Consider the following 24,038-nt stretch of genomic DNA (forward strand, 5'->3'; position numbering starts at 1 on the left):
GCCCAAGGGAAGTGCGTTTTGACGATCACCATGTACGGCATCACCACCTGCGACACGATCAGGAAGGCGCGCACCTGGCTGGAGGGCCACGATGTGCCTTACCGTTTTCACGACTACCGGGCCGAGGGGATAGAGGTGGGCAGACTGGATGGATGGATCGGCAAGGTTGGCTGGGAAAAGCTGCTCAACAAGGGCAGCACGACCTTCCGCGAACTGCCCGACAAGCACAAGCAAGGGCTCGACGAGAAGAAGGCCAGGAAGCTGATGCTGGCCAACCCGACGATGATCAAGCGCCCGGTGCTCGAGGTCGGGGATGAGATTTTGGTGGGGTTCAAGCCGGAGGCTTATGAAGGGGTGGTGAAGTAGCGTAGCCTTGCCTCGTCAGCCTATGGCGTAGCAAGGAGCGAAGCGACGCAGCGCAGACCCGAGGATGACGAACGCGTGGAGGGCGATCGCTAATTGTGAAGGCTTTCGCTTGCGGCGTATGCAGCGGTTCGCTGTCTCTCAACCCGTCCCGCGCAAATATCCCGCCAACGCCACCGCATTGTTATGCGCCTCGTCATGCGCGCCATAAAGCAGCGTCACCTTGGCCTTGCCGAGCAAGCCACGCAGTTTCGCCACCGCTTCTCTATTCCCATCCAGTTCGACCGAATACCGCACCTGAAACTCCGCCCATCGCGCCGGCTCATGTCCGAACCACCTCCGCAATTCATCGCTCGGCGCGATCTCCTTCAGCCACAGCGTCAGCGCGGCATCCTCCTTGCTGACGCCGCGCGGCCAGATGCGATCGACCAGCACCCGCTGCCCGTCATCGGGCGCGGGTGCTTCGTAAATTCGCTTGACCGTCAGGTCGAAGGCCATCCGCCCCCTTTACGCCCACTCGCCCTTGCGCATCACCGGCACGCGGCGGCCATCCTTATGCACGCCGTCTATGTCGATCTTGTCCGAGCCGATCATCCAGTCGATGTGGATAAAACTCTTGTTGCCGCCGCGCTGGGCGATTTCGTCCTGGCTGAGCGAGGCGCCGTCGACGAAGCATTTTGAATAGCACTGCCCGAGCGCGATGTGGCAGGCGGCGTTCTCGTCGAACAGCGTGTTGAAGAACAGCAGGCCGCTGGCCGAGATCGGCGAGGAATGCGGCACCAGCGCCACCTCGCCGAGCCGGCGCGAACCCTCGTCGGTGTCGAGCACTCTCTTCAGCACGTCCTCGCCCTTCGAAGCCTTGGCTTCGACGATCCTGCCCTCTTCGAAACGCACCGAGATATCGTCGATCAGCGTGCCTTGGTAGGACAGCGGCTTGGTCGAGGATACATGGCCGGAGACGCGCCGTGCATGCGGCGTGGTGAAGACCTCCTCGGTCGGGATGTTCGGATTGCAGGTGACGCCGTTCTTGGCAGTCGAGGCGCCGCCCATCCATTCATGGCCATCGGCCAGCCCGACGGTCAGGTCGGTGCCCGGGCCGCTGAAATGCAGATCATGGAAATTGTGCTCGTTCAGCCACTTTGTGCGGCCGCGCAGCGCTGCATTGTGCGCCGTCCAGTTTGCGATCGGGTCTTCCACATCGACCCGTGATGCCGAAAAGATCGCATCGGCGAGCTTCACCACCGCGACATCGTCGGCATCGCCGGGGAAGACCTGTTTTGCCCAGGCGAGATCCGGGTAGGCGACGATGTTCCAGTTGATGTCGAAGCCGGTGATCTTTTCCAGCGCCGGCTGGTAGGCCATCGAGTTCGCCTTGTTGGCGCGCGCCACTTTCGCCGGGTCCTGCGCCGACAACAGCGACGGGTCCTCGCCGCGCACGGCAAGCCGCGCCGCATTGTTGGAAAAGGCCTTCGCCATGCCTTCATACATCCAGCCGGCGGCGCGGTCGAAGCCGGCATCCGCGCCGTAGCGGAAGCGCGCCAGCATGATCTCGTCATCGTTGAAGATAGGGGTCACCAGGCCGGCGCCCGCTTTATAAGCGTGCTCAACGATGCGCCTGGTCAGCGGCAGTGCGGCGATCGACGAGGTCAGCACCAGATCCTGCCCCGGCTGCAATTGCAGCCCCACCTTGATGGCGACTTCCGCCAGCCTGTCGAGCTTCACCGGGTCGATGGTTGCGGAAACGCCGCGCGAATGTGTGGTCATGATCCTGCCTGCCTTGGTCCGGGAGTGAGAGTTCCAACATAGGCCGGCGCGGCTGTCCTTTCCAGCACCGTCGCGACGGACAGCCCTAGGCAGCGCTTTCCAGCGCGCTGAACTGCGCCACGGTCGCCGCGATCTCTTCGCGGATCCAGATCTTGAAATCGCGCACCTTGCGGCTTTCGGTCTTGGTGGCCGAGGTCACCAGCCAGTAGCCGAGGCCGCTCTGCGCCCGCACGCCGAAAGGCGCGACGAGGCGGCCGTCGGCCAGCGCATCGGCGGCCAGCAATTGCCAGCCGAGCATGACGCCGTGGCCGGCGATTGCCGATTCCAGGCACAGCATCGGGTCGGTGAAGCGCGCGCCCTTGCGGAAGCTGACCGGCTCGGCCCCGGCAGCCTTGAACCAGCTCTCCCAGTTGATCATCGCCCGCTCGTCGGTGATGGCGCAGGTCTGCGCCAGGTCTTCGATCGACTTCAGTTTCTTGGCGATCACCGGCGCGCAGACCGGAAAGACTTCCTGCGCCAACAAAAGTTCCGCCCGGCCGCCCGGCCATTTGCCGTCGCCAAGCCGGATGGCGATGTCGATGTCGGAACGTTCGAGATCGGCGAGGCGCACCGAGGCGTCGATGCGCAGCAGCACGTTGGGATGGCGGTCGAAATGCCGCGACAATCGCGGCAGCAGCCATTTCGAGGCGAAGGCCGGCGCCACCGAAACCACCAGCGTGCATTGGCTTGCCTCATCGGCCAGCGCCACCGCCTGCGCCAGCTCGCGAAAACCGGCGCCCAGCCGGGCGGAAAAAACCGTTCCGAATTCGGTCAGCACCAGCCCGCTTGCGGTGCGTTCGAACAGCGCCTGTCCGAGCTGCTTTTCAGTGCGGTTGATCTGCTGGCTGACGGCGCTGACCGAGACGTTGAGTTCGCCGGCCGCCGCCGCGAGCGAGCCGAGGCGGGCGACGGTTTCGACGGCGCGCAGGCCGTTGAGATGGACGCGGTTCAGCATAGCCATTTCAGTTTTTCTAAACCGGCGCGGCTGAAATCTCAATTGAAAGACGGCGAGACAGGGCAGATTCTAGCGAAGACAACCAGACCGAGGAGGCGAGGATGGTGACGATCGTATCATTGCTCAAAGTCTTTGCCGCCGGCTGCACGCGGCGGCGCCCTGACGGGGATGTCCTCAATTGGGTGACCGATCCGCTGTCGCATCCCGTGCTCGACACCATGTCGGAGCGCGAACTCGGCGACATGCCGTTTCGCCTGACGGCGCGCCGCACTGCATACGAGACGGCGCAAGCAGGCTGCCGCTGAAATCGCGGACGCGGTAACTGGGAAGGCGATACTGTCGGCGCCAGCGCTGCCCCTCATTGCCCTGCCGGGCATTTCTCCCCGTAAGGGAGAAAGGTTGCCGGCGCCGAAGGTTTCGCCAATCACCAGCCCTGCAGGCAAGGGCGCCGAGGCACACGGTTAACCCCCTTCTCCCCGTCACTATACGGGGAGAAGGTGCCGGCAGGCGGGGCGGCGCGACGCCAAGTGGCCCTCGCGCCTCGGCACAGTCACGCCAACGGCCACTGTCGCCGCCGCCAAGTCTGGCCCAACGCAAGTGGATTGGTCTGACCGGGCCGCACCCTTATTGTGCGCTGCAATGAACGCCGCTCCATCACCCTTGCGCCTTGCTCTCGCCGGCATGATCGCCATGGCCGTCGCCATGGGCATTGGCCGTTTCGTCTACACGCCGATCCTGCCCGGAATGATGGAAGAACTGCATCTGTCGCCGGCCGATGCCGGCTGGATCGCGTCGGCCAATTATCTCGGCTACCTCGTCGGCGCGCTTGCGGCGGCAGGCGGCTGGGCGCATGGGCGCGAGCGCCTGCTGATGTTTGGCGGCCTTGCCGCCAGTGCTGCGCTCGCCGCCCTGATGGGGCTGAGCGAGACGATGACCGCCTTTGTCGTCCTCCGCTTCCTTGCCGGTCTCGCCAGCGCGTTCGTCATGGTGTTCATGGCCTCGATCGTCTTTGGGCATTTGGCTGCCGCCAACAGAAGCGACCTGCAGGCGCTGCATTTCGGCGGCGTCGGCCTCGGCATCGCGGCATCCTCGGCGCTGATGGCGGTTCTGGTCACCGAACATGCCGGCTGGGCATCGGGCTGGCTGTGGTCGGCAGCGATTTCCGCCGGCGGCCTTGCGCTGGTCGCCATGCTCGCCGGCGGCACGGCACCCGCCGGTGGCGTGGCCGGCCGCGAACCGGCGCTGCCGAAGCACCGGTCGCTGATGAAAGTCATCGTTGCCTACGGCCTGTTCGGCTTTGGCTATGTGGTGACGGCGACCTTCCTGGTCGCCATCGTGCGCCAGGGCGGCGGCGGCCGCGTCTTCGAGGCAAGCGTCTGGATGGTCACCGGCCTTGCCGGCTTTCCCTCGGTCTGGCTGTGGCAGAAGGTAGCGGCACGGATCGGGCTTTATACCGCCTATGCCGTGGGCTGCCTGGTCGAGGTGGTCGGCGTCACCGCCAGCGTCGCCATGGGCGGCACCGCCGGGCCGCTGCTGGCGGGCGTCCTGCTCGGCGGCACCTTCATCGCCGTCACAGCACTGGGCCTGCAGACGGCAAGGCTGCTTGTCCCGCAGGCGCCGCGCCGGATTTTTGCGCTGATGACCGCTTCCTTCGGCATCGGCCAGATCGTCGGTCCGATCGTCGCCGGCCTGCTGGCGCAAGCCACGGGCAACTTCTTCCTCGCCTCGATCGTCGCTGCTGGCGTATTGCTGGTATCTGCTGGGATCACCTGGTCGGCCGCGCCAAAATCGCCATGATTGTGGTCTTGCTCGATGCCGGGCATCGGGCACGGGCATTTGCTTTCCACCTAATGTGTGACTTTATGCCCGCTGAACCCCGCTGATTTGCGCATCGACCGAGGAATTCGCCACAGTGTTCGTATCCTTCTTCCCGCAGCCGAAGCTGTTTTTCATCTCGGCCGTCGTCTGGACTGCGGTTCTCGTGGCAGCCTGGTTCCTCGGTGCTGACCAGCTTGGCGCGTTTCTCGGCTTGCCTCCGGCTCTTGCCGACGCGCCGCCCATCATAGGCGTCTCGGTGTTCTGGTCGCCTCCGTTCCTCTGGTTCTACATCTACTATGCGCTTGGCGTTTTGATATTCTATGGCTTCTGGCACTGGTATTCTCCGCACCCGTGGGACCAATGGTCTATCCTCGGCAGTTCGCTGCTCCTGTTCACGACCTACTTTCAGGTGCAGGTAAGCGTGGCGATCAACGCATGGTATGGACCATTCTGGGACCTCATTCAGGGCATCGTTAGCAAAACGGTCAAGGCAACCGAGGCTGATCTTTACGCTCAAATAATCACTTTCCTCGGTATCGCTCTTGTCGCGGTTACCGTGTTCGTTTTGACAAACTTCTTCGTCAGCCACTGGGTGTTTCGCTGGCGCACTGCGATGAACAATTACTACATGTCCTATTGGCCGAAGCTGCGCCATATTGAGGGCGCTGCACAGCGTGTGCAGGAAGACACGATGCGGTTTTCCAAGATAATGGAAGACCTTGGCACTAGCTTCGTCGATTCCATCATGACGCTTATCGCTTTCATGCCGATCCTGCTCAGTTATTCTAAGCATGTCACAGAGTTGCCATTGATCGGTCATGTTCCTCAGCCGCTGGTTTTGGCTGCGATCTTCTGGGCAGTCTTCGGTACAGTCATCATTGCGACCGCAGGCATCAAGCTTCCTGGCTTGCAGTTTCGTAACCAGCGCGTCGAGGCAGCATATCGCAAGGAACTCGTCTACGGTGAGGACGATCCGGCCCGGGCGCAGCCGCAGACCGTCGCGGAGCTGTTTGCGAGTGTGCGGCAAAACTACTTTCGCCTGTATTTCCACTATGTGTATTTCAACGTGGTCCGCTATCTTTATCTTCAGACCAACAACGTCTTCTCCTACTTCCTGATGGTGCCTTCCATGATCGCTGGAACGCTGACGCTGGGTCTCATCAACCAGGTCAGTTCAGCCTTCAGTCAGGTAACCAACTCATTCCAGTATCTCGTCAATTCTTGGTCGACGATTGTCGAGCTTCTGTCAGTTCACAAGCGCCTTCGCGCCTTCGAGGCAACGATTCGCGGCGAGCCGCTGCCCGACATTGATCGCCACTTCATGGAGCGTCAGGAACAGGCAAAGGAACCCGACCCGGCTTGATCCTATTTGCACAGACGGTTGGCGGCTCAGCCGCCCACCGCCGCCTGCCTCTCGCTACCACGTTGCCGCTGCACATAATCGCGAAAACTGATGCATTCGACGTCGGCTTTCACGCACGTCTCGTCGGCAAAGCGCTCCAGCGCGTTCCAGTAGGCGCCGTCATTCATCAGCGTGAAATGGAAGCTCAGCACCAGCGGGATGCGCTTGCCCTGATATTGCTTGTCGAAGGCGGCGCGGAACGCCTGGTAGGTCCGATCGCTGAACTCGGCTGCCTGGCTCGGCCGCTCGAAACCGCCGGAATGCCTGACATAGAGATTGTAGTCCATGGCGATCACCGGCCTTGAACTCGGGCCTTCCGGGATCTGTGGCAGTGAAAAGCGGGTCAGGCCGCCGCCGGTCGGCGGCTCGACCGGGCCGTTCGAAACGCCGCTGGCGTCATAGTGGTAGTCGGCTTCAGCCAGGGCCTCGTAGAGCCCTTTGCCGGTCGAGAGGTAGGGTGCGCGAAAGCCGACAACGGCATGGGCGATAGCGCGCCAGCCTGCCGGCTCGGGCGCTATGCCGTTGATCGCATAGGCGTTCTCCAGAATGTGCCCGAACGAGGCGAATTCCTTCAGCCAGTCGGCCTTGCTCCAGTCCTTGCCGTCGAAATGGCCGCAGCCATGGCTGGCGATGTCATGGCCTTCCGAAGCGGCGAGCCCGATCTGATCGAGCCGATCGGCGACGTCCTGCTTCGAAGCGGCAAAGCCGATGTTGGATTTGCCCGCGGACTTGGCCGGAGCTGTGTAGTCGGCCCGCGTCTGCGGCGACAGCAGGAAGACGCAGGACAAAAAGTAGGTGAAATGCGCGCCGGTGCGCTTGGCCAGCGCCCGGCTGCGCTGCCATTGCGAGATCTCCCGGGCGCTGTCGAACGAGATGATGACGATTTGCTTCGGCTTTGCCGGGGCAGGCGGCGCCGGCGGGTCGGCGAAAGCCGCACCAGCCATGGCAAGCACGGCTGAGGAAAACGCAACAACGCGGGACAAACGTGGCATCGGCAATCTGGGCTTGATCTGAAGGCAGTCCAAGCCGGCTATCGGCAAAATGTGGCGTGGGTGCGATCAACGTCGGCAGCTATGCGCCCGGCGATTAGCCGATTTTCCTGCCGAGCCCCTTCCATGCCCGCGAAATTTCGCTAAAACGCGGGCTCAAGAAGCGCCCCTGTTGGGGCAGCAATGGTTTTGATTGATGTCCGACGACAGTTTTATCCGCGAAGTCAACGACGAGATCCGTCGCGAGCAGGCGCAGGCGCTATGGGACCGCTTTGGTCCGGCGATCCTTGGCCTCGCCATCCTGGTGATTCTCGGCACCGCCGCCTTCGTCGGCTACCGCTATTGGGACGAGACCCGCGCCAACCGCTCCGGCGATGCCTTCTCGCAGGCGCTGAAGCTTGCCAATGACGGCAAGAGCGACGAGGCGCTGACCGCCCTCGAACAGCTGGAAAAGGACGGCTACGGCGCCTATCCGCTGCTCGCCCGCATGCGCGCGGCAACCGTCAAGGCCGACAAGGGCGACTTTGCCGCCGCCGTCGCCGATTTCGATGGCGTCGCCGCCGACAACGCCATTCCCCAGGGTATTCGCGACATGGCGCGCCTGCGGGCCGCCCTGCTGCTCGTCGATCACGGCTCCTTCGCCGACGTCTCCAGCCGCGTCGAGGCGCTGACCGCCGACAACAACACGCTGCGCCACACGGCGCGCGAAGCGCTCGGCCTTGCCGCCTGGAAGGAAGGCAAGACCCAGGATGCGCTGAAACTGTTCGACCAGATCGCCGCCGATGACGGCGCCCCGCGCAACGCGCGCCAGCGGGCGACGCTGATGTCGGAATTGATCCGCGGCTCGGGCGCGTCATGATACGCATCGCCCAAAGCCTGCCCTCGGGACTGACCCAAGGGTGCGCTGCGGTTCGGGCGATGATATGGGTGGCCGGATGACATTCAAAGTCGCCATTATCGGCCGTCCCAACGTCGGAAAATCGACGCTTTTCAACCGGCTGGTCGGAAGGAAACTGGCGCTTGTCGACGACACGCCTGGCGTCACCCGCGACCGTCGCGTCCACGCGGCAAAACTCTACGATTTGCATTTCGATGTCATCGATACCGCCGGCTTCGAGGATGCCGCCGCCTCGACGCTGCCTGGCCGCATGCGCGCGCAGACCGAGATCGCCATCCGCGAAGCCGACCTGATCTTCTTCACCATCGACGCCAAGTCCGGCCTGCTGCCCGATGATCGCACCTTCGCCGAGATCGTGCGCAAGTCCGGCAAGCCGGTCGTGCTGGTCGCCAACAAGGCCGAGGCCAAGGGCGCCCAGGGCGGCATGCTGGAAGCCTGGGAACTGGGCTTGGGCGAGCCGATCCCAGTCTCGGCCGAGCATGGCCAGGGCATGCCCGATCTGCGCGACGCGGTGATCGAGGCGCTGGGCAAAGACCGCGCCTTCGGCGAGGAAGAAGACGAGTCCGAGGACGTCGCCGCCAGCGAGGTGCTGATCGGCGAGGACATCACCGATCCCGACGCCGAACCCGCCTATGACGACACCAAGCCGATGCGCATTGCCGTCGTCGGCCGTCCCAATGCCGGCAAGTCGACGCTGATCAACGCGCTGATCGGCGAGGAGCGGCTTTTGACCGGCCCGGAAGCCGGCATCACCCGAGATTCCATCTCGGTCGACTGGGACAGATCGGAAGAGCGTCGTGTAGGGAAANGGCGAGGAGCGGCTTTTGACCGGCCCGGAAGCCGGCATCACCCGAGATTCCATCTCGGTCGACTGGGACTGGCATGGCCGTCGCCTAAAACTGTTCGACACTGCCGGCATGCGCCGCAAGGCCAGGATCCACGAAAAACTGGAAGTGATGTCGGTGCAGGACGGTCTGCGCGCCATCCGCTTTGCCGAGATCGTCATCATCGTGCTCGACGCCACCATCCCGTTCGAAAAGCAGGACCTGCAGATCGCCGACCTGATCATCCGCGAGGGCAGGGCGCCGGTCATCGCCTTCAACAAATGGGACCTGATCGACAATCCGCAGGAACTGCTGGCCGAATTGCGCGAAAAGACCACACGGCTTTTGCCGCAAGTGCGCGGCATCCAGGCGGTGACGGTTTCGGCCGAGACCGGGCGCAGCCTCGACAAGCTGATGGATGCCGTCATCAAGACGCACAAGGTGTGGAACAGCCGCGTTTCCACCGGCAAGCTCAACCGCTGGCTGGAAAGCATTCTTGCGCATCATCCGCCGCCCGCCGTCGCCGGACGCCGGCTCAAGGTAAAATACGTCACCCAGGCCAAGACCCGGCCGCCGGGTTTCGTCGTCCAGTGCTCGCGGCCCGACGCGATGCCGCAATCCTATGTCCGCTACCTCTCCAACAGCCTGCGCGAAGCCTTCGACATGCCCGGCGTGCCGATCAGGATAGCGCTGCGGACTTCGGACAACCCGTTCGCGGGGAGAGCGAACAAGCGCAAGTGAGCGGTGACGGTTGCGGAATTCTCCGCAAGATTGGCGGGACAGCACCCCCTCTGCCCTGCCGGGCATCTCCCCCGCAAGGGGGGAGATCAGTCGTTTCGTCTTTGGAGCCTCTCTTGCAACGTTGAAAATTGGCGAAAGCATTCGCGAGATCCAATCTCCCCCCTTGCGGGGGAGATGTCCGGCAGGACAGAGGGGGGTGTGACGGAACGCTACGCTGGACAGCCGCTTCCGTCTAAGCGACCTCTCTCAACCGCTCGTCCTGCGGCAGCGCCGCCACCGCCGCCTGCCACAATATATCCGCCAGCCGCGCCGCCACCGGGTCCAGTTCGGCGTCTTTCTGGTGCAGCACCAGCGCCATGGTCGGCAGCGCGGGTAAGCCCAGCGTTTGCGGCGCCATCGCCCTGACATTGGCCGGCAGGCCGATATCGGTGCGGATCGTCAGGCCGAGGCCGGCGGCGACCGCCGCCCAGATGCCGCCAAGGCTGGGGCTGGAGAAGGCCATTCGCCACGGCAGGCCGGCGCGGTCGAGCGTTTCGGTCGTCACCGTGCGCAGCAGGCATGGCGCTTCCAGCGCCACCAGCGGCAGTGCCTCGCCCTCGCGCAGCCTGGTCTCGATCAGCTTTGCCGGCCCGATCCAGCGCAATTGCGCGTCGCCGACATGCCGGCTGTAAGGCAGCGCCTGGCCGCTGTCCCAGGCCAGCGCAATGTCGAGATTGCCTGATGTGATCCGCTCGGCGAGTTCATAGCTGCGCCCGATCCGCGCCTCGATCTTGACCTTGGGGTGCGCGCGGGCGAAGCGTCCGAGCACCTCCGGCAGCACCGCCTCGCCGAAATCCTCCTGCAGGCCGAGCCTGACCCAGCCTTCCAGTTCCACGTCGTGGATGGCCGAGGCCGCCTCGTCGTTCAACTCGAGCAGCCGCCTGGCATAGCCGAGCATGGTTTCGCCGGCTTCGGTCAACGCCAGTCCGCGGCCCGACTTGCGGAAGATCGGCGTCGCCGCCTGGTCCTCCAGCTTCTTCAGTTGCGCGCTCACCGCCGAGGTCGAGCGTCCAAGCCGGTCGGCGGCCTTGGCGAAGCTGCCGAGTTCCATGCCGGTGACGAAGCTTCGGAGGACATCGAGGTCGAAGGTTACGCGGCGCATCTCAACGATCCTGTTTTTCGGGAACGATTGTCAAAAAATTCCCGATATTCGGGATGAAGTTATGGCGGTAAAGACGAGGCGTCAAGGTCCCGAGAGGGCATCAACAGGAGTCCCGCCATGTCGATTGCCGACGCAAATTGTGAGCCAGGCCGGGTTGGCCGAGCCGCCGCCGTCAGGTCGAAGGCTGAACGATTTCGCGCCAATCATCGCTGGAAGGTGCTTGGCATCGGCGTTGCCGCCAATGCCAGTTTCTCCGCCACCTTCGCCGGCATACCGGCGGCGGCGGTGTTTCTGCGGTCGGGCTATCACTTGAGCAATGGCAATCTCGGTCTGGTCCTCGGCCTTCTCGGACTGGGCGTCGCCTTGAGCGAACTGCCCTGGGGCCTGCTCACCGACCGCTGGGGAGATCGCGGCGTGCTGTTGACCGGCCTTGGTGCGACCGCGGCGTGGCTCGCCCTGATGGCGTTGTTCATCGTGCCCTCAGTGACCTATGTGCCTGGCGTCGCAATGCTGGCCGCGTGCCTTCTGGTCGCCGGCCTGCTCGGCGGCAGCGTCAACGGTTCCAGCGGCCGCGCCATCATGGCCTGGTTCCACGAAGGCGAACGTGGCTTTGCCATGAGCATCAGGCAGACTGCGGTGCCGCTCGGCGGCGGGCTCGGCGCGCTGGTCCTGCCGTCGCTGGCATCGGTGCACGGTTTCGCGGCGGTCTTCGGGCTGCTGGCCGCCATGAACGCCGTCTCTGCGCTGTTTGCCTGGCGATGGCTGCACCAGCCGCCGGAACTGGACAATGCCGGCAGCATGGCCATGGCAAAGTCGGGCGGTCCGGCGCCGCTGCGCAATGTCGAGGTCTGGCGCATCGCCACCGCCATCGGCCTGCTCTGCTTTCCGCAAGTGGCGGTGCTCACCTTCGCCTCCGTCTTCCTGCACGATTTCGCCGGCATGGCCACGCTCACGATCAGCGCCAGCCTTGCCGCGGTGCAGACCGGCGCGATGGTGATGCGCGTCTGGAGCGGCCGCTACACCGACCGCCACGGCAACCGCCGCTCATTCCTGCGGCTCTGCAGCGTGACGAGCGCGTTTGGCTTCGCGGCCGTCGGCCTGCTGGTCCTGGCGGCAGGAGCCACGCCAGACGCCCATGCCGCGTTGATCCCGGCGATCGCCGTGCTGCTGGTCCTTGCCGGCATTTCGGTCTCCGCCTGGCATGGCGTCGCCTACACCGAACTCGCCACGCTTGCCGGCGCCAGCCGCGCCGGAACCGCGCTCGGTCTTGCCAACAGCTTCGTCTTCATCGCCTTCTTCGTGGTGCCGACCGCCATTCCGGCTTTGCTGCTTGTCTGGTCGTGGCCTGGCGTCTGGCTGGTGGGCGCGCTCTGCGCCTTGATTGCATGGCCAATTTTCCTGCGGCCGAACTGACGGGTTGCCGCCGGCAAGCGGCGTCCCATTTCGGGCCGCTTCGGAACAACACGATCGACCGCGTTAACCCCGCATCAAGGTTAATGCTTCACTTTGGCTCTCCAGTGGCTCAGTTGCGTTTCTGGAGAGTTCCCCGTGCATCGACGTGTCCTGAAGCGGCTGGCCGCCGCCGCCGGTGAGAAAAAACGTTCCTTCGTATCGCCATTGGTCATCGGGCTCGGCATCTGGATCGGCTTTCCGACCGTCGTCGCCTACCAGGACATGGGCAGCTTGATTTCCGGCCTCGAAGCTTCGGGCACCCGCTGGAACTCTTATGTCGAGCGCTCCGTCGCCGGCTCGGTTCATGCCGCCGAAATGCCTTTCATCGATTCCGTCACCACCGGTTCGCTCTCGGGTTCGGGCGTGCGCCTGCCCGGCGTCGGCAAGGTCTCGTTTCGCGGCAAGGGCAATGTCGCCGGCATCACGCCCGACGAGGACCGCATCATGCGCGCCGACAAGAAGGGCCGCATCATCCAGGTCTCGCCGGTGGCGCCGCCGAAGAACTTCAATGCCGGCTCGATCTTTCAGCGCACGTCCTCGCTGCTGCGGCCGAGCATGGACAGCGGCCTGAAGCTCGCCTTCGCCAAGCCCGGCATCAAGGGCAAGGAAATCCAGATCGCCCAGGCCTTCCACACCAACGTGGACAAGAAGCCCGATCCCGGCGTGCCGGCCATGCTTGCCGCGTTGGTCAACAATGACAGACCGGACGTGCTGGCCACCGCCTATGCCCAGGCCGAACCCGATTACGCCAAGGCCTCACCCTTCGAAGCGCTGCTGCAGGACGAGGAGCCGAGCAGCGGGCGCTTCATTCCGCCGATGGCCAAGGGCGATCATTCGTGGATCCAGAACCCGCTGCCGGCCAGCGTCTTCTCCACGAAGGAGCAGGCCTGCCTTGCCAACGGCATCTATTTCGAGGCGCGCGGCGAATCCGTGCGCGGCCAGGCCGCCGTCGCGCAGGTCATTCTCAACCGCGTCCGCAATCCGGCCTATCCGAACTCGATTTGCGGCGTCGTCTACCAGAACGACAACTGGCTGAACCGCTGCCAGTTCTCCTTCGCCTGCGACGGCCGCAAGAAGCGCATCGAGAGCCCCGCCCATTACAAGACCGCGCAGGACGTCGCGATGGCGGTCACCGCCGGCAAGATATTCATTCCCGAAGTCGGCTCATCGACCCACTACTACGCCAACTACGTCCATCCGGGCTGGGCGCGCACGATGCAGAAGATGACCAAGATCGGCCTGCATATCTTCTACCGCACCTATGGCGGCGGCTGGAGCTGAGCCCTTCGGCTTGCCTGTCGCAAACGAACCGCAAAGGCCCTGGAAGCCGAAATCGGACAGCGGTCGCCGGACGGATTCGGGGCATGTGCCGACCCGATAGTGCCGGGCACGATGTCGCACCTCGCCAAGTGATTGATTCCAATAGAAAAAATACATGGCTTTGAAGTCCCGACCGTGGCTTGACGGGCGCAAACCCTCTAACTATGTTGCCGGCGACTTTAGAAGCGGACGGACGGTGACGGTCTGACCGGGCAGGGGGGTTACGATGGCCGACAAGAACGGGCCAGACGGAACCGGAGAAACCGGCCGCGGCAGCAAGCACGAGGCCGACATCCGCGACGAAGATCTCGAACGCCGCCGGCGTGAGCTTGGAGCATCGCTTGCGACAAGACGGCCGGATCAGCTCGAGGGGAATGACGGCGCGAAGGCGACGGCCGGATATGGCCAGGCGCTCAAGCTGTCCAGCGAGTTCATCGCCGGGATAGTGGTGGGTGTGGGCCTTGGCTGGTTTCTGGATCGCGTGGCGGGAACCTCGCCATGGGGTCTGGTCGTCGGCTTGTTGCTGGGCTTTGGCGCCGGCGTGCTCAATGTCCTGCGTTCGTCAGGTGTTGTGGCGGAATTCGGAAAAAGCGAGAAGTCGCACGATCCGAAAGAATGAAATGGCGCGCCGCCAATGGCGCACAAGGACACTTAAGGCCGCTCGCGGTTTTGACGGGGATGTAAATGGCTGCTGACAAGGTCGATCCGATCCACCAGTTCCATATCGTCAAGCTGATTCCGATCAATATCGGAGGCTATGACCTGTCCTTCACCAATTCGTCCCTGTTCATGGTCGCGACCGTGCTCGTCGCATCGGCGTTTCTGTACCTCTCGACCTCCAGCCGCAGCCTTGTTCCCGGGCGCCTGCAGTCGGTTTCGGAAATGGGCTACGAGTTCGTCTCCAACATGCTGCGCGACGCCGCCGGAACGCAGGGCATGAAGTTCTTCCCCTTCGTGTTCTCGTTGTTCATGTTCGTACTGGTCGCCAACCTGCTTGGCCTTTTCCCGTACTTCTTCACCGTCACCAGCCACATCATCGTCACCTTCGGCCTCGCAGCCCTGGTGATCGGAACCGTCGTTGTCTACGGCTTCACGAAGCACGGTCTGGGTTTCCTCAAGCTCTTCGTGCCGCATGGCGTTCCGGTGTTCCTGCTGCCACTGGTGGTGCTGATCGAAGTGATCTCCTTCGTGTCGCGCCCGGTCAGCCTCTCGGTTCGTCTGTTCGCCAACATGCTGGCCGGCCACATCACACTGAAGGTGTTTTCGGGCTTCGTCGTCAGCCTGAGCGCGCTCGGCGCCGTCGGCGTTGCCGGTTCGGTGTTGCCGCTGGCCATGGCAGTCGCGCTGACCGCGCTGGAATTGCTGGTCGCTTTCCTGCAGGCCTACGTCTTTGCGGTGCTGACCTGCATGTATCTGAACGACGCCCTGCATCCCGGGCACTGACCTAGAATTTCCGGCATCTTTCGCCGGATGGAATTGCAACGAATTACAGATCCAAAGGAGTTTAAAATGGACGCAGAAGCAGCAAAGTACATCGGCGCCGGTATCGCTTGCCTGGGCATGGGCGGCGCGGGCATTGGCCTCGGCAACATCTTCGGCAGCTACCTGGCGGGCGCCCTGCGCAATCCGTCGGCCGCCGATGGCCAGTTCGGCCGCCTGATTTTCGGCTTCGCCGTGACCGAAGCTCTGGGCATTTTCTCGCTTCTCATCGCGCTTCTCGCCCTGTTCGGCTGAGCCCCTGTTCGGCCAATATCGGTCGGACGAGCATTGGGAAGAATTGGCTGGCCGCATTCCTGCGGCCATGCCTGATATCAGGGGATAGTCCATGTTCGTGACATCTGCGTTTGCGCAAGAGTCCGCACCCGCCGCTGAAGGCGCCCATACCGGTACGGAAGGCGGCACGCATTCCGGCGCCGGCGTGCCTGCCGAGGCGCACGGCACGTTCCCGCCATTCGATCCGGCGACGTTTCCGTCCCAGCTTCTGTGGCTGGCGATCACGTTCGGGCTGTTCTATCTGTTCCTGAAGAAGGTGGTGATGCCGCGCCTTGGCGGCATCATCGACGTCCGCAGCGATCGCATCACGCAGGACCTCGACCAGGCCGCCAGGCTGAAGGGCGAGGCCGACGCCGCCGTTGCCGCTTACGAGCAGGAACTTGCGGAAGCCAAGGCCAAGGCCAACGCGATAGGCCAGCAGGCCAACGACGCTGCCAAGGCTGAAGCCGAGGCTGCCCGCAAGAAGGTCGAGGCCGCCCTCGACAAGAAGCTCGGCGAGGCCGAGGCCAGCATTGCTTCCATCAAGGCCAACGCCATGAAGGAAGTCGGCACGATTGCCGAGGACACCGCTTCAGCCATCGTCGATGCGCTTGTCGGCGGCAAGACGAGCAAGGCCGAGATCTCGGCTGCGGTCAAATCCGTGGCCCGGTGAGGAGCACATCATGGACGCCACATCTCTCGCAACGCTTTGGGCAACAGTTGCCCTCGTCATTTTCCTCGGCGTTGCCGTTTACATCAAGGTGCCAGGCCTGATCGCCAAGTCGCTCGACGCCCGTGCGACCAAGATCAGCGACGAGCTTGCGGAAGCCCGCCGGTTGCGCGAAGAGGCCCAGCAACTGCTCGGCCAATACCAGAAGAAGCGCAAGGAAGCAGAGCAGGAGGCCGCAGCCATCGTCGCTGCCGCCAAGCGCGAGGCCGACATGCTTGCCGCCGAGGCGCACAAGAAGACCGAAGACTATGTCACCCGCCGCACCGCGCTTGCCGAGCAGAAGATCGGCCAGGCCGAGCGCGAAGCCGTCGCCGAAGTGCGCGCCAGCGCCGTCGACATCGCCGTCGAGGCGGCCCGCACGCTGCTTGCCGGCAAGATCGACGCCAAGGCCGGCGCCGACCTGTTCAAGTCCGCGCTGCAGGACGTGAAGGCCAGGCTGAACTGAGCGGGGTAACTCGCTGACATCAAGCCGCCCGGGCAACCTGGCGGCTTTTTTGTTGAGCGCGGACAATCTCCCCCCTTGAGGGGGAGATGTCGCCAAAGGCGACAGAGGGGGTCGGTGCGACCGGGCGCGACGCATTCTGCTGCGAAGAAGGGCTGGCGCTTCACGCGCGGCGACCCCCCTCTGGCCTGCCGGCCATCTCCCCCTCAAGGGGGGAGATTAGCTGTCCAACCCGACAAACCCTTCTTCCTCAACCACCTCAACTCCACCCAGCCTGAACGGCGCGAATGACGCCCGGTGCAGCCTTGCCACCGGACCATGCGCTTCGATCGCGGTGCGGTGCCGCACGGTGGCGTAGCCCATGTGGACTTCGAACCCGTAGCGTTCGTGGTGGCTGCCGCAGCCGCACATCATGCGGTCGCGCATCACCTTGGCGACGATCGAGGCGGCGGCGATCGATTGCGAGCGCTGGTCGCCCTTGATCAGCGCGCGGCCTTCGCAGAGGAGGCCCGGCGGCACATCGCGGCCATCGGCCAGCGCCAGCTTCGCCTGGATCGGCAGGCCGGCAAGGGCGCGGCGCATGGCTTCCAGGCTGGCCTTGAGGATATTGCTGCCGTCAATGCCTTCGGCGCTGACCGAGGCCATCGACACGCCGAGCGCTGACCCCAGGATTTTCAGGAACAGCGCCTCGCGCTGCAAATGGTTGAGCCGTTTGGAATCGTCTAGCCCGTCGGGAATGTTGGCGGGATCGAGGATCACCGCCGCCGCCACCACCGGCCCGGCCAGCGGACCGCGGCCGGCCTCGTCCATGCCTGCCACCGGCCACAGGCCTTCAGCCATCGCCTTCGTCTCGAAGGAGAAGTCGGGCTTTTCGACGATTTCTAAAAGAAGCGGAGAATCGGAACGCGCGCGAGCCATGTTGCGGCGAGGTTCGCATCGGCTCCGATTCTCCGCAAGTCCCTCCAGGGTCGAGTGGGGCAAGACCGGGAGGGCACCGTCTGCAGGCCGGGGGACAGGCCGGACGGGATTCTTGGGTCGCCTGCCAACCACGAGGGCAGGGCAGGCGCTACTCTCAGAGCAGCATCAGCTGCTCGGTCGCCTTGGCGGCGGCGACAAACTGGTCGGTTCGGAGGGTGCGCCGCTCGGCGTTGAGGCCGAGCCGCTTGGCCGTGATCTCGAAGCGCCGGCCGATCTGCCAGGCATAGGGGCCGGCGCCTTTCATCCGCTTGCCCCATTCCGAATCATAGTCCTTGCCGTCGCGCATCGAACGGATCAGCGACATCACGTGCCGGTAGCGGTCGGGATAATGGCGCAGCAGCCAGTCCTTGAAGATCGGCGCCACCTCGAGCGGCAGGCGCAGGATGACATAGCCGGCCTCGCGGGCGCCTGCGGCGCGTGCCGAATCGAGGATGCGCTCCATCTCCTGGTCGGTCAGGCCGGGAATGATCGGCGCCACCATGACAGAGGCCGGGATGCCGGCATCGGAAAGCTGCCGGATTGCCTCAAGCCGCTTGGTCGGCGTCGACGCGCGTGGCTCCATGGTGCGCGCCAGCATGCGGTCCATCGTCGTCACCGACAGCGCCACCTTGGCCAAGCCCCGTTCGGCCATGCGCGACAAGATGTCGATGTCGCGCGTCACCAGATGGGATTTGGTGACGATGCCGACCGGATGGCCGCGCGCCTCCAGCACTTCGAGGATCTCGCGCATGATCCGGTATTGTTTCTCGATCGGCTGGTAGGGATCGGTGTTGGTGCCGATCGCGATGGTGCGCGGCTGATAGCCATCCTTCGACAGTTCCTTGTCGAGCAGCCGCGCCGCATCCGGCTTGGCAAACAGCTTCGCTTCGAAATCCAGCCCCGGCGACAGGCCCATGAAGGAATGCGTCGGCCGGGCGAAACAATAGACGCAGCCATGCTCGCAGCCGCGATAGGGGTTGATCGAGCGGTCGAAGGAAATGTCGGGCGATTCGTTGCGGGTGATGATGGTGCGCGGCTTCTCGACCTGCACTTCGGTCTTGAACGGCGGCAATTCCTCCAGCGAATTCCAGCCGTCGTCGAACACATGCCGGCTGACCGGCTCGAACCGGCCGGACGGGTTGATGCCCGCGGAACGGCCGCGGTTGCGATCCGGACGGACGCGCATGCCGCTCTGTTCGATCATCGCATTGGCCATCTCGGCTCGCCCTGCTCCGAAAGCAGCAATGTCCGCACGCACGATATGTTCCATTTTGGCCCTTTCCCAAGGACTGTCGGCTGGCTGTCGAATCGCTCTGTTCATGAAAATAATCCTATTTCGCTGATGAGAACAAAGCAAGAACTTTTTCGTTGGGCCATGCAAAACTGGCGCTGCGCCGGGCTTTCCGCTATTCGGCTAAAAATGCTCAGCGTTCTCATCGAAACCCGGGATGACGAAGAAGGCCTTGCCCGCACGCTCGCCTCGTTGATCGGCGGCGCGGTCGAGGGCGTGGTGCGCGATGTCATCGTCTGCGACACCGGCTCGACCGACCAGACGCATCGGGTTGCCGATCATGCCGGCTGCCACTTCGTGGCCGGCGGCATTGCCGCGGGAATCAGGCAGGCGAAGGGTGACTGGCTGCTGTTTCTGGAACCCGGCGCAAGGCTGGCGGAGGGCTGGATCGACGACGTTGTCGCTCACACGGCGCGGCAAACCATGCCGGCGCGCTTTTGCCGTGCGCGCGGCAGCCGCACGCCGTTCCTGTCACGGGTGTTTTCGGGCAACCGGGCGCTGGCCGAAGGGCTGGTCATCAGCAAGCGCCAGGCCGCTGCCCTGTCGAAGAACGCGCACAGCGCCGAAGCCCTTGCGCGCGGTCTCGCCACCAGGCGGCTCGACGCCGAAATCTGGCTGGCGCCGAAGAAGTGATGTTTCTTCCTTTTCCCCGTTCACGGGGAGAAGGTGCCCGAAGGGCGGATGAGGGGCAGCGTCGGCGTCTCATCCGCATTGGCACGGTCGCAGCACCATCCCTCTTTTTCGCCGCAAAAAGCTATTGTGCATTGCACAAAAGCTGACGCGGGATTAGCATTCCGTTGATGCGGGATATCGGGGTTTGGGTAGTGCCGGAGCGGTAAGCAAGCGCCGCGTCGTCGTTGCTGCCGTTCATATCTGAGGACCCCGATGAACCTTTCGTCCCCTGACAAATCCGGCGCCCCCAGTCTGGAAGCCATTGCCCGCAACGGCAGCCTGCTCCGCCGCATTGCGGTGCGTATCCCGACCTATCTGTCCGACCTGCGCGAAAATCCCGCATGGCTGCCGATGTTCGTGCTTGCTCGCACCATGCCGGCGCGCAAGCTGCACTGGCTTGGCGCCAAAGCCGCGCGCCCCGCGCAGAGTGCCGGAGCGACGATGTTCAGGGGCGTCGACCTCAAGTCGATCGTCGCGGCGCTGCGCACCGATGGCCTGTTCTCCGGACTGGTCCTTCCGCAGGCAATCCACGAAGAGATCGCCAGCTTTGCTCAGAGCACGCCGTGCTTCGGCAATTTCGACCGCCGGCTCGAATTCATGCCCGGAGAACACGCAGAAGCCGAGAAGCGGTTCGGCCGCTCTTTGCTCAGCGGCCACTATTTCGAGCGCATCCTCGGCTGCAAGGCGGCACTCGCCATCCAGAACGACCCGCTGCTGCTCGACATCGCCCAGCACTATCTGGGCGGGCAGGCAAAGCTGATCACCACGCGTGTCTGGTGGAGCTTTCCGACCGGCGAGGCTTCCGACGCCGACAAGAACCTTGCCTCGCTCGGCAAATATCATTTCGATCTCGACGACTGGCGGATGCTGAAATTCTTCTTCTATCTGAAACCCTGCGATGCCGGCACCGGTCCGCATGTCTATGTCAAAGGCAGCCACAACAGGCGCAGTCTCAAGCACCAGCTGACGCTGCTGGTCGGCCATCCGGCGCAAGACGTGCTCAAGGTCTATGGCGACGACAGCCCGGTCACGCTGACCGGCGAGGCCGGCCTCGGCTTCGTCGAGGACCCGTTCGGCTTCCACATGGGCACCGTGCCGTCCACCACGCCACGGCTGATGATGGAGGTCGGCTTCGGCGTCTCGCCGCCCTCGCGCCGCCGCTTCCACGGCGAGCCGGTCATCCGCTGACGCCGGAGCGGATCTCGACCGGCATCCAGCGCGCTTGCCGCCGGGCAATGCGACCCTCTTTGTTCTCGGCATCATAGTCCATTGGGACCGGCTCGCGGTTGAACCGCGGCCGGTGATCCAGCGCATTGACGATGACGATCGCTCTCGGTTCGCCGTCGGTGGTCACAGCAGCGACATAGACGCCGCAGTCCCGGCAGATGAGATAATCGGCGGTGCGCAATCCGAACCGGTATCGGTGCAGCCGCGCCTCGTCCTCGACCGAGACGATCAATCGGCCCTGCGGATCGGCAGCGGCGCGCGAACCATGCCGGACGCAGAACGCGCACTGGCAGGCGCGGATCTCCACCTCGGCCGGCTCGATTCCCGTTTCGAAGGTCAGGTGGATGTTGCCGCAATGGCAGCCGCCGCGGTGCGCGCTCATTGGATCTCTTCCGTCTTGACTTGGCGACAGACTATCCGCCCGACGACCCGGAGGAAATGACCTCTCGAAGGCGCAGCCGCCATTCTGCCTGACAAAGGCAGCACTTGGCCGGCACTTTGCCTTGGTTTACGAGGCGGCCTTGCCGCGCCGCAAATGCTCGTCCAGGCGCGGCATGATCTCGACGAAGTTGCAGGGCATGTGGCGGTAGTCGAGCTGCGGTTTCAGGATGCCGTCCCAGGCGTCCTTGCAGGCGCCGGGCGAGCCCGGCAGCACGAAGACGAAGGTGGCGTTGACGACGCCGCCCGTCGCTCGGCTCTGCACTGTCGAGGTGCCGATCTTGTCGTAGGAAATGCGGTGGAACACTTCGGAAAAGCCATCCATGCGCTTCTCGAAGATCGGCTCCAGCGCCTCCGGCGTCACGTCGCGGCCGGTAAAACCGGTGCCGCCGGTGGTGATGACGACATCGATGTCTTCGTCGCGCGACCAGCCCAGCACTTTGTCGCGGATTTTCTCCCGGTCATCCGTGACGATGTCGCGCGCGGCCAGGACATGGCCGGCCTCGACGATGCGATCGGCCAGCGTCCGCCCTGATTTGTCGTCGGCAAGGCTGCGCGTATCGGACACCGTCAGCACCGCGATGCGCACCGGGATGAAGGGGCGGCTTTCGTCAATTTTGGTCATCGGCCCCCTCTGAAGCGATGCTTCGTGTCGCGGCGACAAACCACTCCGGTTCGCGGCTGCGGATCTCGGCGGCGGCGCGCTTGGCGACATTGCCGGTCTCGAACAGCCCGAAGCATGTCGCGCCGGAGCCCGACATGCGCGAGAATCCAGATCCGGCCCTGTTCAGCAGGGAAAGCGCTCGGCCGATGGGCGGCTGGATCGCCTGCGCCGCCGGTTCGAGATCGTTGCGGGTGATCTCCAGCCAGTTGCGGACGCTGTGGAAGTCAAATGCACGCGGCAGCGGCGGCAATCCCTCATTGTCGCGTTTCTCAAGTGCGTTGAACACATCAGGCGTCGAGACGGCGACGCCGGGATTGACCAGCACCAAAGCGAGCGCCGGAAAATCCGGCACCAGCGACAGCTCATCGCCGACGCCACGCGCAACCAGCGGTTTTGCCGCAAGACACATCGGCACGTCGGCGCCGAGCGTGAGACCGATCCGCGCCAGTTCGGCCTCGCCGATGTCGAGACCCCAGGTCCGGACAAGACCCTGCAATACCGCCGCCGCGTCGCTCGAGCCGCCGCCGACCCCGGATGCGACCGGCAGGTTCTTTTCCAGCCGGATGGCAACCGGCGGCGTGCTCTGCTGGCCGGCCTGCCTGCGCAGCGCCTCGCGCGCCTTCACCACCAGATTGCTGTCGTCGATCGGCACGGAAGTCGCGTAACGGCCCGATACGGAGAACCGGTCGGCGTCGGCAGGCTCGATCTCGACCCTGTCGCCGAAGCGGGTGAAAACGACCAGGCTCTCGAGCAGATGGTAGCCGTCGGCGCGCCTGCCGGTGACGTGCAGCGCCAGATTTATCTTGGCGGGCGCAAGCCACGTCCGGGCTGCGGCATCCAAACTGTCGGCTGCTGACGGGATGATGCTCAGTCCTTGGCCAGGCGGTATTCGCCGGTCTTGGGATCCTGGACCAGCGTGCCGTTGGTGCCGTTGGCTGCCTGCTTTTCGGTGCGCCGCACCTTGGCGGTCACACGTTCGGCCTCGCGGACGAAGGTGCGGTAGCCGAAATAAGCGGCGGCGCCGACAACTGCGAAGAAAATGATCTGTGGCATTTCAAAGCTCCTCCCTCGCAAGACGGCAAGGCAGACTGTCAAGCGCTCATGCTAGACGCTTTCCCCGCTTTTTCAAAGCCCGAANCCTCCCTCGCAAGACGGCAAGGCAGACTGTCAAGCGCTCATGCTAGACGCTTTCCCCGCTTTTTCAAAGCCCGAAGCGCGCCCACAATGCGCGCTCTTCCGCCGCATCGATCACGCCCCTTGCGGCGGCGGCGGCAATATCGGGCGCTGAAAAGTTCGAGCCGAACAGGCCGATGCGGCCAAACAGGCCACGCGGCGCGGTGACCAGCCTGAGCTGGGTTTTCGCGCCGAAGCGGGTTTTCAGTACCGTGCGCATGTCGCTCAACGCATCGACGAGGCCAAGCTCCAGCCCTTTCTTGCCGGTCCAGAACAGGCCGGTGAACAGGTCCGGATCGTCCTTCAGCTTGGTGCCACGGCGTTCCCTGACCAGGTCGATGAAGGTCTCGTGCACTTCCAGCTGCAGCGCCTTCAGGCGCTCGACGTCTTCCCTCTTCTCCGGCTTGAACGGGTCGAGCACCGCCTTGTTCTGGCCGGCGGTGTGGACACGGCGCTCGACACCGATCTTCTTCATCAACTCGGGAAAGCCGAACGAGGCCGAGACGACACCAATCGAACCGACGATGGAGGACGGATCGGCAAAGATCTCGTCGCCGGCGACCGCGATCATGTAGCCGCCCGAGGCCGCCACATCCTCGACAAAGACCAGCACCTTTTTGTTCTTCTCGACCGCGAGGTCGCGGATGCGCTTGAAGATCAGCCGCGACTGCACCGGCGAGCCGCCAGGCGAATTGATTGAAATGGCGACGGCGGGCGCATCGAACAGGAACGCCTTTTCGATGAGGGCGGCGGTGGACGCCAAGGACAGGCTCGGCCGGAACGGGCCGCCGCCGGCCATGATGGTGCCATGCAGCCTGATGACGGGAATGGTGACGACGCTGGATCGCCAGGATTTCGGCAGCAGGCGGTTGAAAAGGCGTTTCACGAGGTGGCTGTCTCCAAATGGCTTCAACGCATGTAGGGATTTGCCGGTCAACGGCAATGCTGCAATCCATCTCAGCCAACTGTGTGCCGGTTTTGCGGCA

Annotated in this window: 26 protein-coding genes; 14 read left to right on the forward strand and 12 right to left on the reverse strand. The window is 64.0% G+C overall.

Features of this window, described 5'->3' with window-relative positions; genetic code table 11:
- Window positions 1-18: 18 nt before the first annotated feature.
- A complete protein-coding gene (locus X771_RS158255) occupies window positions 19-366 on the forward strand; it encodes an ArsC family reductase (protein WP_023687095.1) in 348 nt (115 codons plus the stop codon).
- A 138-nt stretch (window positions 367-504) separates the two neighbouring features.
- Here X771_RS158255 and X771_RS158250 read toward each other — a convergent pair whose 3' ends face one another.
- The 3 genes from X771_RS158250 to X771_RS158240 all read right to left on the reverse strand — a co-directional run bounded on the left by X771_RS158250 (window position 505) and on the right by X771_RS158240 (window position 3,127).
- Window positions 505-861, reverse strand: coding sequence for a DUF488 domain-containing protein (locus X771_RS158250; RefSeq protein WP_023668498.1), 357 nt, complete (start codon window positions 859-861; stop codon window positions 505-507).
- A 9-nt stretch (window positions 862-870) separates the two neighbouring features.
- Window positions 871-2,127: an aminopeptidase gene (locus tag X771_RS158245; RefSeq protein WP_023668497.1), complete on the reverse strand. Its 1,257-nt coding sequence runs from the start codon at window positions 2,125-2,127 to the stop codon at window positions 871-873.
- A gap of 85 nt (window positions 2,128-2,212) precedes the next feature.
- Window positions 2,213-3,127, reverse strand: coding sequence for a LysR substrate-binding domain-containing protein (locus tag X771_RS158240; protein ID WP_023687096.1), 915 nt, complete (start codon window positions 3,125-3,127; stop codon window positions 2,213-2,215).
- A gap of 95 nt (window positions 3,128-3,222) precedes the next feature.
- Here X771_RS158240 and X771_RS158235 point away from each other — a divergent pair, with 95 nt between their 5' ends.
- The 3 genes from X771_RS158235 (at window position 3,223) to sbmA (ending at window position 6,302) form a co-directional block, all read left to right on the forward strand.
- On the forward strand, window positions 3,223-3,426 hold the full coding sequence (locus tag X771_RS158235) for a hypothetical protein (protein WP_023687097.1): 204 nt from the start codon (window positions 3,223-3,225) through the stop codon (window positions 3,424-3,426).
- Window positions 3,427-3,760: 334 nt separating this feature from the next.
- Complete coding sequence (locus X771_RS158230; protein ID WP_023687098.1) at window positions 3,761-4,918, forward strand: YbfB/YjiJ family MFS transporter; 1,158 nt, start codon at window positions 3,761-3,763, stop codon at window positions 4,916-4,918.
- Window positions 4,919-5,033: 115 nt separating this feature from the next.
- Window positions 5,034-6,302 (forward strand): peptide antibiotic transporter SbmA, encoded by a 1,269-nt coding sequence (sbmA, locus tag X771_RS158225; protein ID WP_023687099.1) that lies wholly within the window; start codon window positions 5,034-5,036, stop codon window positions 6,300-6,302.
- Between the two features lie 26 nt (window positions 6,303-6,328).
- Here the strand turns inward: sbmA and X771_RS158220 are convergent, their stop codons facing one another.
- Window positions 6,329-7,333, reverse strand: coding sequence for a polysaccharide deacetylase (locus X771_RS158220; RefSeq protein WP_023687100.1), 1,005 nt, complete (start codon window positions 7,331-7,333; stop codon window positions 6,329-6,331).
- A 193-nt stretch (window positions 7,334-7,526) separates the two neighbouring features.
- Here X771_RS158220 and X771_RS158215 point away from each other — a divergent pair, with 193 nt between their 5' ends.
- Window positions 7,527-8,189 (forward strand): tetratricopeptide repeat protein, encoded by a 663-nt coding sequence (locus X771_RS158215; protein WP_023687101.1) that lies wholly within the window; start codon window positions 7,527-7,529, stop codon window positions 8,187-8,189.
- A 1,836-nt stretch (window positions 8,190-10,025) separates the two neighbouring features.
- On the opposite strand, the gene X771_RS158210 is transcribed toward X771_RS158215, so the two are convergent.
- The gene (locus tag X771_RS158210; protein WP_023687102.1) at window positions 10,026-10,934 is read right to left on the reverse strand and encodes a LysR substrate-binding domain-containing protein; all 909 of its coding nucleotides are present in this window, start codon (window positions 10,932-10,934) and stop codon (window positions 10,026-10,028) included.
- 117 nt (window positions 10,935-11,051) lie between these two features.
- Between X771_RS158210 and X771_RS158205 the strand changes: the two genes are divergently transcribed.
- The 7 genes from X771_RS158205 (at window position 11,052) to X771_RS158175 (ending at window position 16,633) form a co-directional block, all read left to right on the forward strand.
- A complete protein-coding gene (locus X771_RS158205; RefSeq protein WP_023687103.1) occupies window positions 11,052-12,347 on the forward strand; it encodes an MFS transporter in 1,296 nt (431 codons plus the stop codon).
- 135 nt (window positions 12,348-12,482) lie between these two features.
- Window positions 12,483-13,667, forward strand: a complete 1,185-nt coding sequence (locus tag X771_RS158200) for a cell wall hydrolase (protein ID WP_023668487.1) — start codon at window positions 12,483-12,485, stop codon at window positions 13,665-13,667.
- 265 nt (window positions 13,668-13,932) lie between these two features.
- On the forward strand, window positions 13,933-14,325 hold the full coding sequence (locus X771_RS158195) for an AtpZ/AtpI family protein (protein WP_023668486.1): 393 nt from the start codon (window positions 13,933-13,935) through the stop codon (window positions 14,323-14,325).
- Window positions 14,326-14,390: 65 nt separating this feature from the next.
- Window positions 14,391-15,149: a F0F1 ATP synthase subunit A gene (locus tag X771_RS158190; RefSeq protein ID WP_023668485.1), complete on the forward strand. Its 759-nt coding sequence runs from the start codon at window positions 14,391-14,393 to the stop codon at window positions 15,147-15,149.
- Window positions 15,150-15,215: 66 nt separating this feature from the next.
- Complete coding sequence (locus X771_RS158185; RefSeq protein ID WP_006206606.1) at window positions 15,216-15,440, forward strand: F0F1 ATP synthase subunit C; 225 nt, start codon at window positions 15,216-15,218, stop codon at window positions 15,438-15,440.
- Window positions 15,441-15,531: 91 nt separating this feature from the next.
- Entirely contained in the window at window positions 15,532-16,131 is a 600-nt protein-coding gene (locus X771_RS158180) for a F0F1 ATP synthase subunit B (RefSeq protein ID WP_023668484.1), read from the forward strand.
- Window positions 16,132-16,141: 10 nt separating this feature from the next.
- On the forward strand, window positions 16,142-16,633 hold the full coding sequence (locus X771_RS158175) for a F0F1 ATP synthase subunit B (RefSeq protein WP_023668483.1): 492 nt from the start codon (window positions 16,142-16,144) through the stop codon (window positions 16,631-16,633).
- Between the two features lie 216 nt (window positions 16,634-16,849).
- Here the strand turns inward: X771_RS158175 and X771_RS158170 are convergent, their stop codons facing one another.
- Complete coding sequence (locus X771_RS158170; protein WP_023687104.1) at window positions 16,850-17,548, reverse strand: ribonuclease HII; 699 nt, start codon at window positions 17,546-17,548, stop codon at window positions 16,850-16,852.
- A gap of 154 nt (window positions 17,549-17,702) precedes the next feature.
- Window positions 17,703-18,857 (reverse strand): PA0069 family radical SAM protein, encoded by a 1,155-nt coding sequence (locus X771_RS158165; RefSeq protein WP_023684378.1) that lies wholly within the window; start codon window positions 18,855-18,857, stop codon window positions 17,703-17,705.
- A 150-nt stretch (window positions 18,858-19,007) separates the two neighbouring features.
- Between X771_RS158165 and X771_RS158160 the strand changes: the two genes are divergently transcribed.
- The gene (locus X771_RS158160) at window positions 19,008-19,511 is read left to right on the forward strand and encodes a glycosyltransferase (RefSeq protein WP_023687105.1); all 504 of its coding nucleotides are present in this window, start codon (window positions 19,008-19,010) and stop codon (window positions 19,509-19,511) included.
- A gap of 252 nt (window positions 19,512-19,763) precedes the next feature.
- Window positions 19,764-20,738: a hypothetical protein gene (locus X771_RS158155; protein WP_023687106.1), complete on the forward strand. Its 975-nt coding sequence runs from the start codon at window positions 19,764-19,766 to the stop codon at window positions 20,736-20,738.
- Here the strand turns inward: X771_RS158155 and X771_RS158150 are convergent.
- From X771_RS158150 to X771_RS158130, 5 genes are all read right to left on the reverse strand, one after another.
- Window positions 20,728-21,159, reverse strand: coding sequence for an aldehyde-activating protein (locus tag X771_RS158150; protein WP_023687107.1), 432 nt, complete (start codon window positions 21,157-21,159; stop codon window positions 20,728-20,730). The two genes, X771_RS158155 and X771_RS158150, sit on opposite strands and share 11 nt — an antisense overlap.
- A gap of 126 nt (window positions 21,160-21,285) precedes the next feature.
- Window positions 21,286-21,840 (reverse strand): molybdenum cofactor biosynthesis protein B, encoded by a 555-nt coding sequence (gene moaB, locus X771_RS158145; protein WP_023687108.1) that lies wholly within the window; start codon window positions 21,838-21,840, stop codon window positions 21,286-21,288.
- The gene (locus X771_RS158140) at window positions 21,827-22,720 is read right to left on the reverse strand and encodes a 4-(cytidine 5'-diphospho)-2-C-methyl-D-erythritol kinase (RefSeq protein WP_023687109.1); all 894 of its coding nucleotides are present in this window, start codon (window positions 22,718-22,720) and stop codon (window positions 21,827-21,829) included. Before X771_RS158140 ends, moaB begins: the two co-directional genes overlap by 14 nt.
- A 26-nt stretch (window positions 22,721-22,746) precedes the next feature.
- Complete coding sequence (locus tag X771_RS158135; RefSeq protein WP_023668475.1) at window positions 22,747-22,932, reverse strand: membrane protein; 186 nt, start codon at window positions 22,930-22,932, stop codon at window positions 22,747-22,749.
- A 148-nt stretch (window positions 22,933-23,080) separates the two neighbouring features.
- A complete protein-coding gene (locus X771_RS158130) occupies window positions 23,081-23,938 on the reverse strand; it encodes a S49 family peptidase (RefSeq protein ID WP_023687110.1) in 858 nt (285 codons plus the stop codon).
- Between the last annotated feature and the right edge of the window lie 100 nt (window positions 23,939-24,038).

This window comes from Mesorhizobium sp. LSJC269B00 (assembly GCF_000502815.1).
Taxonomy (GTDB): Bacteria; Pseudomonadota; Alphaproteobacteria; order Rhizobiales; family Rhizobiaceae; genus Mesorhizobium.